Annotated in this window: 12 protein-coding genes and 1 riboswitch; of the genes, 9 read left to right on the top strand and 3 right to left on the bottom strand. The window is 71.9% G+C overall.

Annotation, left to right across the window (positions count from 1 at the left end; translation table 11 throughout):
* Positions 1-36: 36 nt before the first annotated feature.
* The 5 genes from Plo01_RS21045 (at position 37) to Plo01_RS21025 (ending at position 4,809) form a co-directional block, all read left to right on the top strand.
* Positions 37-972, top strand: a complete 936-nt coding sequence (locus Plo01_RS21045; protein ID WP_239316757.1) for a carbohydrate ABC transporter permease — start codon at positions 37-39, stop codon at positions 970-972.
* A complete protein-coding gene (locus Plo01_RS21040) occupies positions 972-1,961 on the top strand; it encodes a carbohydrate ABC transporter permease (RefSeq protein ID WP_203892372.1) in 990 nt (329 codons plus the stop codon). Before Plo01_RS21045 ends, Plo01_RS21040 begins: the two co-directional genes overlap by 1 nt.
* Positions 1,962-2,019: 58 nt before the next feature.
* The gene (locus Plo01_RS21035; protein ID WP_203892371.1) at positions 2,020-3,552 is read left to right on the top strand and encodes a glycoside hydrolase family 13 protein; all 1,533 of its coding nucleotides are present in this window, start codon (positions 2,020-2,022) and stop codon (positions 3,550-3,552) included.
* A gap of 98 nt (positions 3,553-3,650) precedes the next feature.
* On the top strand, positions 3,651-3,920 hold the full coding sequence (locus Plo01_RS21030; protein ID WP_203892370.1) for a glutaredoxin domain-containing protein: 270 nt from the start codon (positions 3,651-3,653) through the stop codon (positions 3,918-3,920).
* Positions 3,921-4,086: 166 nt separating this feature from the next.
* Positions 4,087-4,809, top strand: coding sequence for a hypothetical protein (locus Plo01_RS21025; protein WP_203892369.1), 723 nt, complete (start codon positions 4,087-4,089; stop codon positions 4,807-4,809).
* Here Plo01_RS21025 and Plo01_RS21020 read toward each other — a convergent pair.
* Together Plo01_RS21020 and Plo01_RS21015 are read right to left on the bottom strand one after the other, a co-directional pair.
* Positions 4,758-6,077: a sensor histidine kinase gene (locus tag Plo01_RS21020; RefSeq protein WP_203892368.1), complete on the bottom strand. Its 1,320-nt coding sequence runs from the start codon at positions 6,075-6,077 to the stop codon at positions 4,758-4,760. The genes Plo01_RS21025 and Plo01_RS21020 overlap by 52 nt on opposite strands.
* Positions 6,074-6,748, bottom strand: coding sequence for a response regulator (locus tag Plo01_RS21015; protein ID WP_203892367.1), 675 nt, complete (start codon positions 6,746-6,748; stop codon positions 6,074-6,076). Before Plo01_RS21015 ends, Plo01_RS21020 begins: the two co-directional genes overlap by 4 nt.
* A gap of 309 nt (positions 6,749-7,057) precedes the next feature.
* Here Plo01_RS21015 and Plo01_RS21010 point away from each other — a divergent pair, with 309 nt between their 5' ends.
* The 3 genes from Plo01_RS21010 (at position 7,058) to Plo01_RS21000 (ending at position 9,012) form a co-directional block, all read left to right on the top strand.
* The gene (locus Plo01_RS21010; RefSeq protein WP_203892366.1) at positions 7,058-7,420 is read left to right on the top strand and encodes a GNAT family N-acetyltransferase; all 363 of its coding nucleotides are present in this window, start codon (positions 7,058-7,060) and stop codon (positions 7,418-7,420) included.
* Between the two features lie 90 nt (positions 7,421-7,510).
* Positions 7,511-8,488 carry a pirin family protein gene (locus tag Plo01_RS21005; RefSeq protein ID WP_203892365.1) on the top strand — a complete coding sequence of 326 codons (978 nt, stop codon included), beginning with the start codon at positions 7,511-7,513 and terminating at the stop codon, positions 8,486-8,488.
* A 110-nt stretch (positions 8,489-8,598) separates the two neighbouring features.
* On the top strand, positions 8,599-9,012 hold the full coding sequence (locus Plo01_RS21000; RefSeq protein ID WP_203892364.1) for a VOC family protein: 414 nt from the start codon (positions 8,599-8,601) through the stop codon (positions 9,010-9,012).
* A gap of 90 nt (positions 9,013-9,102) precedes the next feature.
* On the opposite strand, the gene Plo01_RS20995 is transcribed toward Plo01_RS21000, so the two are convergent.
* Positions 9,103-9,708, bottom strand: coding sequence for a DJ-1/PfpI family protein (locus Plo01_RS20995; RefSeq protein ID WP_203892363.1), 606 nt, complete (start codon positions 9,706-9,708; stop codon positions 9,103-9,105).
* A 185-nt stretch (positions 9,709-9,893) separates the two neighbouring features.
* Positions 9,894-9,972, top strand: a riboswitch (S-adenosyl-L-homocysteine riboswitch).
* A gap of 15 nt (positions 9,973-9,987) precedes the next feature.
* On the opposite strand from Plo01_RS20995, the gene metH reads away from it, so the two are divergent.
* The gene (gene metH / locus Plo01_RS20990) at positions 9,988-13,764 is read left to right on the top strand and encodes a methionine synthase (protein ID WP_203892362.1); all 3,777 of its coding nucleotides are present in this window, start codon (positions 9,988-9,990) and stop codon (positions 13,762-13,764) included.
* Positions 13,765-13,832 lie beyond the last annotated feature (68 nt).

Genomic DNA, 13,832 nt, shown 5'->3' with positions numbered 1-13,832 from the left:
CGCCGCCCCCGGCGTCACGTCGAGATCGGAAAACGGATGACTGCAACCAGCATGCGCGTCTCGCGGAACCCGCGAGGTTCACGGGGACGTCCCCCGACCAGGCGGCGCCGCGAGGTGCGGCGGAACGTCACCGCCTACGGATTCCTCTGCGGAGCGCTGATCTGCTTCGCGTTCTTCTCCTGGTACCCGATGATCTGGGAGGTCGTGCTCAGCTTCCAGCAGACGAACTTCGTCGACCCGCCCGTCTGGGTGGGGCTGGAGAACTTCGCCACGGTCTTCGAGGACGCGGCGTTCGGCCCCGCCTGGAAGAACACGGTGATGTTCACCGTGCTCGCGCTGGTCTTCGGGTACGGCGTGCCGTTCGTCATCGCCCTCGTCCTGAACGAGCTGCGCCACGCGCGGGCCTACCTGAGGTTCGTCGTCTACCTGCCGGTGATGCTGCCCCCGGCGGTCGGAGTGCTGCTGTTCCAGTGGTTCTACGAGCCGGAGTACGGGCTGTTCAACCAGATCCTCGGCTTCTTCCGGCTGCCCGGCCTGGACTGGCTGAACTCCACCGACACCGCGCTCATCTCCCTGGTCATCGTCTCCACCTGGATGAACCTCGGCACCGGCACGCTCATCTACCTCGCCGCGCTGCAGACGATCCCCGGTGAGCTGTACGAGGCCGCGGAGCTGGACGGCGCGGGCGTCTTCAAGCGGATCTGGCACGTCACGATCCCGCAGACCAAGCTGATCCTGCTGGTCATGCTGCTGCTGCAGATCGTGGCGACCATGCAGGTCTTCATCGAGCCCTTCCTGCTCACCGGCGGCGGCCCGGAGAACTCCACGGTCAGCGTCGTCTACCTCATGTACCAGTACGCCTTCAACTTCGGCAACATCAACGGCGGCAACGCGCTCGGCGTCATGCTGATGATCGTTCTGATGGTCTTCTCCGCCGTCTACCTGCGCGTCTCGCGGGAGGACAAGAGCTGATGTCGAACCTCACCGTCATCCCCGAGTCGCCGAAGCAGCCCGGCGGGGGCGGACCGCCCGCATCGGCGGCCACCCGTCCGGCGCGGGCCCGGCGGACGCCCCGGAAGATCCACCAGGAGTTCCGCACCGTCGTCTCCCCGCACCAGCTCAACTCCCGCCATGGCCGGGCGATCTACTGGACCGTCCTGGTCACGGTCGTGGTGAGCTTCACCGCGGCCTTCGTCTTCCCGCTGTACTGGATGGTCACCGGGGCGATGAAGACCACCGAGGACCTCGTGCAGATCCCGCCGACGTTCCTGCCGCCGCAGTTCACCCTCGACGCCTACGCCGAGGCGTGGGAGCTGATGGACCTGAGCCTGCTGCTGGGCAACACCGCCCTGTACGCCGGCGGGGCGTGGCTGTTCACCCTGGCGATCGACGTCACCGCCGCCTACGCCCTGTCCAAGCTCCGGCCGGTCCTGGGCAAGCTCGTCCTGGCGCTGATGCTGGCCACGCTGATGATCCCGCCGATGGTGATCATGCTGCCCGCCTACCTGACCGTCAAGGACCTGCCGCTGCTGGGCTGGGACCTGCTCAACACGCCCTGGGCGATCTGGCTGCCCGCGGCGGCCAACGGCTTCAACATCTTCCTGCTCAAGCGCTTCTTCGACTCGATCCCGCGCGAGCTGCTGGAGGCCGCCGAGATCGACGGCGCGGGCCCCGTCCGCATCCTGTGGTCGATCGTGATCCCGGTCTCCCGCCCGATCCTGGGCGTGGTCTCCATCCTCACCGTGGTCGCCGTGTGGCGGGACTTCGTCTGGCCGCTGCTGGTCCTGACCGACAGCGAGAAGATGTCGGTCAGCATCGGCATCGCGAGTCTGTCGTCGCAGATGCCGCAGAACGTGCTCATCGCCTCGCTCGTGATCGCGAGCATCCCGACGATCATCGTGTTCTTCCTCTTCCAGCGTCACATCATGGCCGGCCTGACCGCCGGCAGCCTCAAGGGCTGACGTTCCCAGCCGATCGCTGCAGATCAGCCCATACCTACAGCAAGGAGTCGTGTTCAGCATGCCGGAAACGTGGTGGCGGGGGGCCGCGATCTACCAGGTCTACCTGCGTAGCTTCGCCGACGGAAACGGTGACGGGGTCGGGGACCTGGCCGGGCTGCGCACACGCCTGCCGTACCTGGCGGATCTCGGGGTGAACGCCGTCTGGCTCAACCCGTGGTACCCGTCGCCGATGGCCGACGGCGGGTACGATGTGGCCGACTACCGGGACATCGAGCCGGTCTTCGGCACGCTCACCGAGGCCGAGCGGTTCATCGAGGAGGCCCACGCGCTGGGCATCAGGGTGATCATCGACGTGGTGCCCAACCACAGTTCGACCGCGAGCGCGTGGTTCCGGGAGGCGCTGGCCGCCGGGCCGGGGTCGCCGGCCAGGGAGCGGTTCTGGTTCCGGGACGAGCCGGGCGACTGGAAGTCCATCTTCGGCGGTCCCGCCTGGACGCAGCTGCCCGACGGGCAGTGGTACCTGCACCTGTTCGACCCCGGGCAGCCCGACTTCAACTGGACCAACCCCGAGGTGCACCAGGAGTTCCACGACGTCCTGCGCTTCTGGTTCGACCGGGGCGTGGACGGCATCCGCATCGACTCGGCCGCGGTGCTGGTCAAGGACTTCGACGGCGGCGACCCCGACGGCTACACCGACCTCGACGAAGTGCACGAGATCTACCGGGGCTGGCGCCGCCTGGCCGACGAGTACGACGAGCGCATCCTCGTCGGCGAGGTCTGGTTCCCCGACCAGGAGCGCTTCGCCCGCTACCTGCGCCCCGACGAGCTGCACACCGCCTTCAACTTCGACTTCCTGGCCTGCCCCTGGGAGCCGGCCGCGCTGCGCCGCTCGATCGAGCAGACCCTCGACACGCACATCCCGCTCGGCGCCCCGCCCACCTGGGTGCTGTCCAACCACGACGTCGCGCGGGTGGTGACCCGGTACGGCAGGGCCGAGACCTCCTGGGACCACGGCAACCGCCGCGACGGCGTCCCCTCCGACCTGGAGCTCGGCCACCGCCGGGCCCGGGCCGCCGCGCTGCTGGCCATGGCCCTGCCCGGCAGCGTCTACGTCTACCAGGGCGAGGAGCTTGGTCTGCCGGAGGTGGACGACATCCCCGACGAGCTGCGCGAGGACCCGATGTGGACCCGCTCCGGCCACACCGTGCCGGGCCGCGACGGCTGCCGGGTGCCGCTGCCCTGGTCGGGGGAGGAGCCGCCGTTCGGCTTCGGCGCGGGCGAGCCGTGGCTGCCGCAGCCGGAGGACTGGCGCAAGCTCACCGTCGAGGCCCAGACCGCGGACCTCGGCTCGACGCTCAACCTCTACCGCGCCGCGCTGCGCCTGCGCCGCGACCGGCTCGGCGACGGCACGCTCACCTGGCTGGAGTCGCGTCCGGACGTGCTCGCCTTCACCCGCGAGTCCGGCCTGACCTGCGTGGTGAACCTGGGCGCCGATCCGGTACGGCTCCCGCCGCACGAGTCGGTGCTGCTGGCCAGCGGCACGCTGGACGGGGAGGAGCTGCCCTCCGACACCGCCGCCTGGCTCGCCTGACCCCCTCCCGCACGGGATCCCGGCCGGGGCGCGAACCTCGCCGCCGGCCGGGCCCTCATCTACGATTTGCGAAAAACATGCACGTGGAGGGGGAAATCATGAGCGAGGGTCGGGACGGCGTGGTCGTCTACTGGCGTCACGGATGTCCGTACTGCATGACGCTGCTCACGCTCCTGCGCTTCACGAAGCTCCAGTACACCACGGTGAACATCTGGAAGGACCCCGAGGCGGCGGCGTTCGTCCGCTCGGTCGCGGGCGGGAACGAGACCGTGCCGACCGTGACCGTGGCCGGCCGGGCGATGGTGAACCCGTCGAGGCGCCGGGTGCTGGAGGCGGTCCGGGAGCACGCGCCCCACCTGCTGGCCTGAGCGCGGGACCACGGCCGGGTCGCTCCGCCGGGCGACGGAGCGGCGGTCGGTCACGCAACGGAGGGACGGGCCCCTCCGGGGTGACGACGCGAGCCGGTCGTGACGCCTACCTTTCCTGACGCGTCCCCGCCCGTCCGGGCACGGGACAGACGAAAGGAAAGGTTCCATGTCACTGCTCTCCGACCCGCACGGAATCCGCAGGACGGTCGCCGGGCTCTGCCTCATCGCCGCACCTGTCCTCTACACGGCGGGCCTGCTCGTCGATCCGGCCATCCGGCAGGGCACCGACGGTGACACCATCGGAACCTACGGGCTCCACCCGGAGCAGGTCTCGATCAGCGCCGCGCTCCTGCACTGGAGCTGGGTGCTGCTGATCCCCGGGATCATCGGAATGATCCAGCTGATCCACCACCGCGGCGTCGTGCTCGGGCATCTGGCGGGCGGTCTCGCCCTGCTCGGTGTCGTCAACTTCTCCGCGCTCATGCTGGGCGACTTCTTCTACGTTCAGCTGGAGAGCACGATGCGGCCCGTCGAGGGGGCGGCGCTCGGCGACGAGGCGCTCGCCGACCCCGGGGCCGTGTTCGGCTTCCAGATCCCGGGCTTCGCCGGGCTGTTCGGCCTGTTCCTGCTCGGGCTGGTGCTGGCCTACGCTCGGCGGGAGCTGTGGTGGGCCCCCTTCGCGATGCTCCTGGGCATCTTCGGCGCGCCGGTGTACCCGATCGGCACGGTCGTCGGCGGCCTGCTCTACCTGGCCGGAGCCGGGGCGATCGGGCTGCGCATGCTGCGGATGGGCAACGCCGAGTGGATCGGGGAGGCGCGGACCGTCGCGGGGCGGGTTCAGCACGTTCCCGACGGGCCGGAGAGCGGGAAGCGGGCGGCCACGCGGTAGCCGCGGCCCGGCACGGGACCGGCGGACAGCTCGCCCCCGTGCATCGTGACCCGCTCGCGCATCCCGATCAGACCGTGCCCGCCCGCGGCCTGCCGGGGACCGTGCCCGCCGCCGGCGGGCCCACCTCCGCCGGCCGTAGGGGCGACCGCGTCCAGGACGGGGGCCGCCCCGTCGTCGACGACCTCCACGACCAGCTCGGCCGGGCCGTACCCGATGACGACGTCGGCCCGGGCGGCGCGCGCGTGTTTGCGCACGTTCGTCAGCGCCTCCTGGATCACGCGGTAGGCCGAGAGGCCGAGACCCGGGGGCAGGGGCCGCGGCTCTCCGTCGGTCCGGAGCCGGACGTCCAGGCCGGCCTCCCGGACCTGGGCGAGCAACTCGTCCAGGCGATCCAGGCCGGGCCGGTGGGCCTCGGGGCGGGAGCCGCCGTAGTCGCGGAGCACCCCCAGCATGAGCTGGAGCTCCTCGATCGCGTCGCGGCCGGCCCGCTCGACCCCGATCAGCATGTCGCGCTCGCGCTCGCGGTCGTCGCCGAGCAGCATCCGCACCCCGCCCGCGTGCAGGGTCATGACGCTCACGTTGTGCGTGACGCCGTCGTGGAGCTCCCGGGCGATGCGGGCCCGTTCCTCCTCCACGGCGCGCCGGGCCCGCTCCTCGCGCTCCACCTCCAGGCGGGTGGTGCGCTCGGCGAGCCGCAGTGTCTCGTCGATCTGGCGGCGCAGGAGGATGCCGCTGCCGTAGGCCACGCCCACGAAGATCGCGCTGATCATGACCTCGGCGAGGTCGTTGCTCTGGAGCGTCTGCAGGAAGGCGTACGCCGCCAGCACGCACCCGAGCCCCGCCAGGCCGCGGCGGCTGCGCAGCTCGGAGGCGCTGGCCACGGTGTGGACGAGGATGAGCGTCGAGTAGAAATGCCAGGCGGCGTAGTAGCCGTCCCCCGTCACCGTCCGCACGGCCACGCCGGTCGCTATCAGCGCGAGGAGCATGAGCGCGGGGAACCTGCGCCGGAACAGCAGCAGCGCCCCGGCCGCGATCGCTCCGGCGGCCATCGCCACCGGGTGCTGCACCTGGCCGGAGGCCGGGCCCTGGCGGCCGAAGGACTCCACCAGGCCGGCGACCCCCACCGCGAGGGAGAGCAGCAGGTCGAGCCGGGTCGGCCACCAGCCGCCGAGCCGTTCCCGCAGATCTCCCAGGGTCCTGCGTGCGAGGCTCGACGCGACGGGTCCTTCCGCTGGAGTCCCCGGCGAGGCTGCCCGCGCGTCTCTCACCGGGCCGGGTCCTTCCGCTCCCGGCCGGCCTGGACGATCCCGGCCTCGTAGGCGAAGACGACGGCCTGGATGCGGTCCCGCAGGCCGAGCTTCTGCAGCACCCGGGCGACGTGGGTCCTGATGGTCGCCTCCCCGATCTCCAGCCGCCGCGCGATCTCCGGGTTGGACAGGCCCCGGGCCAGCAGGTTCAGCACGTCCAGCTCCCGCTGGGTGAGCGTGGCCAGCTCGGGCGGGGCGGACGGCTCGGGCTGCGCGGCGAAGGAGGCGATCACCCGCATGGTGACCGCCGGGTCGATGAGCGCGTCACCGGCCGCCGCCACCCGGATCGCCTCGGCCAGCTGCTCGGGCGGGGAGCTCTTGAGGAGGAAGCCGTTCACCCCCGCGCGCAGCGAGGCGCGCAGGTTGGCGTCGGTGCCGAAGGTGGTCAGCATCACGATCTTCGGCGGGTCGGGGTCGCCGAGCAGGTGCCGGGCGGTGTCCAGTCCGTCCATGCGGGGCATCGCGATGTCCAGCAGAAGCACGTGCGGCCGGAGCCGGCGGACCACGGAGAGCGCCTCCACCCCGTCGGCGGCCTCTCCGACGACCTCGATGCCCGGAGCGGTCTCGGCGACCAGCCGGAGCCCGGCGCGGATCATGGCCTGGTCATCCGCGATGACCAATCTGATGGTCATGGTGCGTATGAACCGTTCCGTGTGCTTCTGGGCATGTCGCACAGGGTATGAGACCCCGGACCCCGGGGCCGCCATCCGGGGAGCGGGGACGGGGCCCGGGCGGATCCGCCACGTGACGGATCCGGAATCCGCCACGTGACGGATCGTCGCGCCGGTCGTGCCGGTCGTGCCGGTCGTGCCGGTCGTGCCGGTCGCGTCCGGGGGGAGCCGGGCCCGGGCGGCTCATGCGCTCGGCGGGGCCGGTCGCGGCGACCGGTCCGCGCCCGGGTACTGTGCGGGGAGATTCGACGATCTCCAGGAGGGGCGGGCATGGAGCAGGCGGAGCCGAAGGTCGTGGACAACCCCGAGGCCGGCAGGTTCGAGATCCTGCTGGACGGTCGGAAAGCCGGCTTCGCCGAGTACCGGCGGAAGGGCGCGAAGCTCTCGCTCACCCACACGGAGATCGATCCGGCTTTCGAGGGCCGGGGACTCGGCTCGGCCCTGGCCCGCGGCGCGCTGGACGCCGCCCGGGCCGGAGGGCTGTCGGTGCTGCCGTTCTGCCCGTTCATCCGCGGCTACATCGAGCGTCACCCCGGCTATCTCGACCTGGTCCCGGCCGACCAGCGGGCGCGCTTCTCCCTCGCCCCCGCCGATCCCGCCGATCCCGCACCCGGCGGAGCCGACCGCGGCTGACCGACTGTGGCTGACCGACTGCGGCTGATCGGCCGAGGCGGGCCCGGCGGCGGGGAGCCTCCGGTCGCTCCGGCGGCGTAGGGTCGCCTCATGAGCGATCTCGACCGGGAACCCGGCCAGGCGGTGTACGACTGCGCGGTGGCGACCGTGGCCGAGCCGGAGAGCGTGCTCCTGCCGGGACACGACGTGCCGCTGGGCCGCTACACCACGGTGCGCAGGCTGCTGCCGCACCGGCGGCGGCGGATGGTCGGCGCCTGGTGCTTCGTGGACCACTTCGGCCCGGACGACGTGAGCGGGCGGCCCGGCATGCAGGTGCCGCCGCACCCGCACACCGGCCTGCAGACCGTCACCTGGCTGGTCGAGGGCGAGATCGTGCACCGCGACAGCCTCGGCAGCGACCAGGCGATCGTTCCCGGGCAGCTCAACCTGATGACCTCGGGACACGGCATCGCCCACTCCGAGCAATCGCCGGAGGACCACCCGCCGGGCATGCACGGGCTGCAGCTGTGGGTGGCGCTCCCGGAGGAGGCCCGCCACGGCGAGGCCCGCTTCGAGCACCACGCGGCCATGCCGGTGCTGCGCGACGGCGAGATGACCGTCACCGTCGTGGTGGGGGAGTTCGGGCCGATGCGCTCACCCGCGCGCGTCCACACCCCGCTCCTCGGCGCCGAGGTGCTGTTCACCGGTCCCGGGCGGCGGGAGCTGCCGCTCGACCCCGGCTTCGAGAACGCCGTGCTGGTCATGTCCGGCGCGGCGGACGTCGCGGGCACGCCCCTGGCGCCGGGCTCGCTGCTCTACCTCGGCCGCGGCCGGTCAGAGGTGCTCGTCGAGGTCGCAGGTGAGGCCAGGCTGTTCCTGCTGGGCGGCGAGCCGTTCGACGAGCCCCTGGTGATGTGGTGGAACTTCGTGGGCCGCTCCCACGAGGAGATCGTCCAGGCCCGTGACGACTGGGCGGCGGGACGGCGTTTCGGCACGGTGGCCGACTGCTCGGCGGCGCCGCTCCCGGCCCCCGAGATGCCCACGGTCCGGCTGAAGGCCCGGGACCGGCACGGCCGTACCGCGGGCTGAGCCCGTCCGGGCCGGGTCTCCGGCGCCTCCGCCGTGCTTGACGGCTCCCGCTGCGGGCATATAGAAAACCAATAGGTTATATAACTAAAAGGTTGTCAGGGGAGGCGCGCATGAACTGGACGCTGGAAGTGGTCGTGGTCCCCGTCACGGACGTGGACCGGGCCAAGGCCTTCTACGCCGGCCGGCTCGGCTTCGCGGTGGACCACGACACCGAAATCAGCGAGGACACGCGCATCGTCCAGCTGACCCCGCCGGGGTCGGGCTGCTCGGTCGTGATCGGGAAGGGGCTCTCGGAGATGAAGCCCGGCTCCCTGCAGGGGCTGCAGCTGGTGGTCTCCGACCTCCGGGCGGCGCGCGCCCAGCTCATCGAGCGGGGAGTGGAGGTCGGCGAGATCCAGATCGCCGGTCCGGCGGGCTTCCGCCCGGCCGAAGAGGGGGACGACCTCAACAACCAGGGGTTCGTCTTCTTCGGCGACCCGGACGGCAACGGCTGGGCCGTCCAGCAGATCACCGCCCGGGGGTAGGCCGCGGTTCCGGCGAGCCCGCGGCGCTCCGCCCGTGCGGTCCCGGCCCGGTGTGATGGTGCCGGTGACGCGACCGGCGCGGGACCGTGATCAGCCGGGGAGGGGCTCGTCGGCGAGGTAGGGCGGCGCGGGCTCGTACTGGATGGCGCGGCGCACCGCGCGGGCGTGGTCGCGCCCGTGGAGCCGGCCGACCAGCCACAGGGCCATGTCGATCCCGGCGGACACCCCCTGGCTGGTGACCAGGTTGCCGTCGACGACGTACCGGGCGTCGCGGACCACGGTGATGTCGCCCCGGGCCTGCAGGGCCTCCTGGAAGGCGTGGTGGGTGGCCACCCGGCGGCCGCGCGCCGGACCCGCCTCGTGCAGGAGCAGCGCGCCGGTGCACACGCCGGTGACCCAGGCGGTGGCGGCGGCGGTCTTCGTGATCCAGCCGACCAGCGCGGGATTGGACACCTCGCGCCGGGTGCCGCTGCCGCCCGGGACCAGCAGGACGTCCAGCGGCGGGTGGTCGTCCACGGTGTGGTCGGGAAGGACCCGCATGCCCTTGTTGCACCGTACGGGCTCGTCCCGCTCGGCGATGAGGACCGACGTGTCGGCGCCGCCGCGCAGCACCGACGAGACGGTGAACACCTCCCACGGCCCGACGAAGTCCAGCTCCTCCACACCCTCGAAGAGGAGCAATCCGTAGGTCGTCATGCTTTCTCCCTGATCGATGGGAATGTCCTGTTCTCTGTTGATGATCGCTGTTATCCGCGCGCTGCGTAACGGCTGGACCCCGTAAATATCGCGAAAACGGCCGGAATGTGTGGACAATTCGGGTGTATAGGAAAACTCGGACTGGGGCCGGTGGCCCGGGCCGGTTCCTTGGTATCGTCGAATCCCAGGCCGAGAGGCGCTGCAACGGGCTTGAGACCCGCCACGCTCGGCCTGGCGCATGTTTCGCAAGGGCGCCTCCGGACAACGGAGGTGACCTGAGTGAATTCGTCTTCCGGCCGCGGCGCGCGGGCCCTGAAGGAGCTCCTGGACCGGCGGATCGCCGTGCTCGACGGCTCCTGGGGCGTGATGCTGCAGGGCTCCGGGTTCACCCCGGCCGACTACCGCGGCGAGCTGCTGACGGATCATCCGTACGACGTGACCGGCGACCCCGACCTGCTGAACCTGACGCGCCCGGACGTCATCCTGGACGTCCACCGGCGCTACCTGGCGGCCGGCGCGGACATCACCACGACCAACACGTTCACCGCCACGAGCATCGGCCAGGCGGACTACGGGCTGCAGCCGCTGGTGCGGGAGATGAACCTGCGGGGGGCGCAGCTCGCGCGCCAGGCCGCCGACGAGGCGGGCGGCCGGTTCGTCGCCGGTTCGGTCGGCCCGCTGAACGTCACGCTCTCGTTGTCGCCGAAGGTGGACGACCCCTCCCACCGCACGGTGTCGTTCGACGAGGTCCGCGACTCCTACGCCGAGCAGATCCAGGCGCTGGCCGAGGGCGGCGTCGACCTGCTGCTGATCGAGACGATCTTCGACACGCTCAACGCGAAGGCCGCCGTCGCCGCCGCGCGCGAGGTCGCTCCGGACCTGCCGCTGTGGATCTCGCTGACGGTCGTCGACCTGAGCGGGCGCACCCTGTCGGGGCAGACCGTCGAGGCGTTCTGGCGGGCGATCGAGCACGCCGACCCGCTGGTCGTGGGCGTGAACTGCTCGCTGGGGGCGCGGGAGATGCGCCCGTACGTCGCCGAGCTGTCGCGCCTGGCCGGCGCCTACACGGCCTCCCACCCCAACGCCGGGCTGCCGAACGCCTTCGGCGGCTACGACCAGACGGCGGAGGAGACCGCGGAGCTGCTCGGCGAGTTCGCCTCCTCCGGAATGGTCAACATCGTCGGCGGCTGCTGCGGGACGACGCCCGCGCACATCGAGCGGATCGCCGCCGCCGTGTCCGGCCTGCCGCCGCGCCCGGTCCCGGCGGTGCCGGCGCGCACCCGCCTCAGCGGCCTGGAGCCGTTCGAGATCGGCCCCGACACCGGATTCGTCATGATCGGCGAGCGCACCAACGTCACGGGCTCGGCGCGGTTCCGCCGCCTGATCGAGGCGGACGACTACCAGGCCGCCGCGGACGTCGCGCTGGAGCAGGTGCGCGGCGGGGCCAACCTGCTCGACGTCAACATGGACGCCGACCTGCTCGACAGCGAGCGGGCCATGACCACCTTCCTGAACCTGATCGCGACCGAGCCGGAGATCGCCCGCATCCCGATCATGATCGACAGCTCGCGCTGGAGCGTGCTGGAGGCCGGGCTCAAGTGCGTGCAGGGCAAGGGCGTCGTCAACTCCATCAGCCTCAAGGAGGGCGAGGGCCCGTTCCTGGAGCAGGCCCGGCGCATCCGGGCGTACGGCGCCGGCGTGGTCGTCATGGCCTTCGACGAGAAGGGGCAGGCCGACACCGCCGAGCGCAAGGTGGAGATCTGCGCCCGCGCCTACGACCTGCTCACCCGGGAGGCCGGGTTCCCCGCCGAGGACATCGTCTTCGACCCCAACGTCCTCGCCGTCGCCACCGGCATCGCCGAGCACGACGGCTACGCCAAGGCGTTCATCGACGCGCTGCCGCGCATCAAGGAGCGCTGCCCCGGGGCGCGGACCAGCGGCGGCATCTCCAACCTGTCGTTCTCCTTCCGCGGCAACGACGTCGTGCGCGAGGCGATGCACTCGGCGTTCCTCTTCCACGCCGTGCGCGCCGGGCTGGACATGGGGATCGTCAACGCGGGCCAGCTCGCCGTCTACCAGGACATCCCCGCCGACCTGCTCGAACTCGTCGAGGACGTCATCTTCGACCGGCGCCCCGACGCCACCGACCGGCTGGTCGCCTTCGCCGGGACGGTCAGCGGGTCCGGCACCCGCCGCACCGTGGACCTGTCCTGGCGCGAGGCCCCGGTGGAGGAGCGGCTGGCGCACGCGCTCGTGCACGGCGTCGTCGACTTCGTCGAGACCGACACCGAGGAGGCCCGGCAGCGGGCGGCGCGTCCCCTCGACGTGATCGAGGGACCGCTCATGGACGGCATGAAGGTCGTGGGCGACCTGTTCGGCGCGGGGAAGATGTTCCTGCCGCAGGTGGTCAAGAGCGCGCGGGTGATGAAGCGGGCGGTGGCCTACCTCGAACCCTTCATGGAGGCCGAGAAGGAGCGGGCGCGGCTGGAGGGACGGGCCGAGGTCGTCCGGGGCAACGGGAAGGTGGTGCTCGCCACCGTCAAGGGCGACGTGCACGACATCGGCAAGAACATCGTGGGCGTCGTGCTGGGCTGCAACAACTACGAGGTCATCGACCTCGGCGTCATGGTCCCCGCCGACGTCATCCTCGACACCGCGGTCGCCGAGGGCGCCGACGTGGTCGGCCTCTCCGGGCTGATCACCCCGTCGCTGGACGAGATGGTCTCCGTGGCCGGGGAGATGCGGCGCCGGGGGCTGAAGCTGCCCCTGCTGATCGGCGGCGCCACGACCTCGCGCCAGCACACCGCGGTGCGCGTCGCCCCCGCCTACGACGGCGCCGTGGTCCACGTGCTCGACGCCTCCCGCGTCGTCGGAGTGGTCTCGGATCTGCTGGACGACGACCGGGCCGCGGAACTGGCCGAGAGCAACCGCGCCGACCAGGAGCGGCTGCGCGAGCAGCACGCGGCCAGGGAGCGGAGCCCCCTGCTGACCCTCGCGCAGGCCCGCGCGAACCGCGAGCGGGTCTCCTTCGACGACCTGCCGGTCCCCGCCTTCACCGGGGTCCGCGTCGTGGAGCCGGACCTGACCGCCGTCCGCGAGATGATCGACTGGCAGTTCTTCTTCCTCGCCTGGGAGCTGAAGGGCAAGTACCCGGCGATCCTCGACCAGCCGGTGGCCCGCGAGCTCTACGACGAGGCGAACGCGCTGCTCGACCAGATCATCGCCGACGGCTCCCTCCGGGCCCGCGGCGCCTACGGCTTCTGGCCCGCCCGCTCCGACGGCGACGACATCCTGGTGGAGATCCCGGCGGAGGTCCCGGCGGAGACCGGGAGGGCGGGCGATGTCCCGGCCGGTACGGCGGGCGATGTCCCGGCCGGTACGGCGGGCGATGTCCTGGCGGGCACGGCGGGTGACGCCCCGGCCGGTACGGGTGCGGCGGGCCCCCTCCGCCTGCCGATGCTGCGTCAGCAGACGGCCAAGCCCGAGGGGCGGGCCAACCGCTGCCTGGCCGACTACGTGGCCCCGGACGGGGACCACCTCGGCGGGTTCGCCGTGGCGGTCCACGGGGCCGAGGAGCTCGCCGCCGCCTTCGCGGCCCGCAACGACGACTACCGGTCCATCATGGTGAAGGCCCTGGCCGACCGCCTCGCCGAGGCGTTCGCCGAGTACATCCATCTCCGGGCGCGGCGCGAGTGGTACGAACCCGACGCCGATCCCTCGCTGGAGGACCTGCACGCCGAGCGTTTCCGCGGCATCCGCCCGGCGTTCGGCTACCCGGCCAGTCCGGACCACAGCCAGAAGCGGGACCTGTTCGACCTGCTCGGCGCGGAGCGCCTCGGCATGGCCCTGACCGAGTCCTTCGCGATGACCCCCGCCGCCAGCGTCAGCGGACTGCTCTTCGCCCATCCGGCGTCGCGCTATTTCACGGTGGGGCGCCTCGGCAGGGACCAGATCGAGGACTACGCCCTCCGGCGGGGGCTCACCCCGGCCGGCGTCGAGCGCTGGCTGCGCCCCAATCTCGCCTACACCCCCGATGACCAGGACCGGCCGGGGTGAGGCGGAGCGGGGCGATCACCCACGATCGGGTGCGGCCGGCGGGATGAAAAGCACAGGGGACGGGTAGG

The organism is Planobispora longispora (genome assembly GCF_016863135.1).
Classification (GTDB): Bacteria; Actinomycetota; Actinomycetes; order Streptosporangiales; family Streptosporangiaceae; genus Planobispora; species Planobispora longispora.
The sequence above is the reverse complement of the archived record's forward strand: the minus strand, read 5'-3'. Positions and strand labels throughout refer to the sequence as shown.

Excerpts from the sequence above, each read along its gene's own strand:
- Plo01_RS21045 (WP_239316757.1), top strand. The coding sequence starts at position 37 with ATGACTGCAACCAGCATGCGCGTCTCGCGGAACCCGCGAGGTTCACGG.
- Plo01_RS21040 (WP_203892372.1), top strand. The coding sequence starts at position 972 with ATGTCGAACCTCACCGTCATCCCCGAGTCGCCGAAGCAGCCCGGCGGG.
- Plo01_RS21035 (WP_203892371.1), top strand. The coding sequence starts at position 2,020 with ATGCCGGAAACGTGGTGGCGGGGGGCCGCGATCTACCAGGTCTACCTG.
- Plo01_RS21030 (WP_203892370.1), top strand. The coding sequence starts at position 3,651 with ATGAGCGAGGGTCGGGACGGCGTGGTCGTCTACTGGCGTCACGGATGT.
- Plo01_RS21025 (WP_203892369.1), top strand. The coding sequence starts at position 4,087 with ATGTCACTGCTCTCCGACCCGCACGGAATCCGCAGGACGGTCGCCGGG.
- Plo01_RS21015 (WP_203892367.1), bottom strand. The coding sequence starts at position 6,748 with ATGACCATCAGATTGGTCATCGCGGATGACCAGGCCATGATCCGCGCC.
- Plo01_RS21010 (WP_203892366.1), top strand. The coding sequence starts at position 7,058 with ATGGAGCAGGCGGAGCCGAAGGTCGTGGACAACCCCGAGGCCGGCAGG.
- Plo01_RS21005 (WP_203892365.1), top strand. The coding sequence starts at position 7,511 with ATGAGCGATCTCGACCGGGAACCCGGCCAGGCGGTGTACGACTGCGCG.
- Plo01_RS21000 (WP_203892364.1), top strand. The coding sequence starts at position 8,599 with ATGAACTGGACGCTGGAAGTGGTCGTGGTCCCCGTCACGGACGTGGAC.
- Plo01_RS20995 (WP_203892363.1), bottom strand. The coding sequence starts at position 9,708 with ATGACGACCTACGGATTGCTCCTCTTCGAGGGTGTGGAGGAGCTGGAC.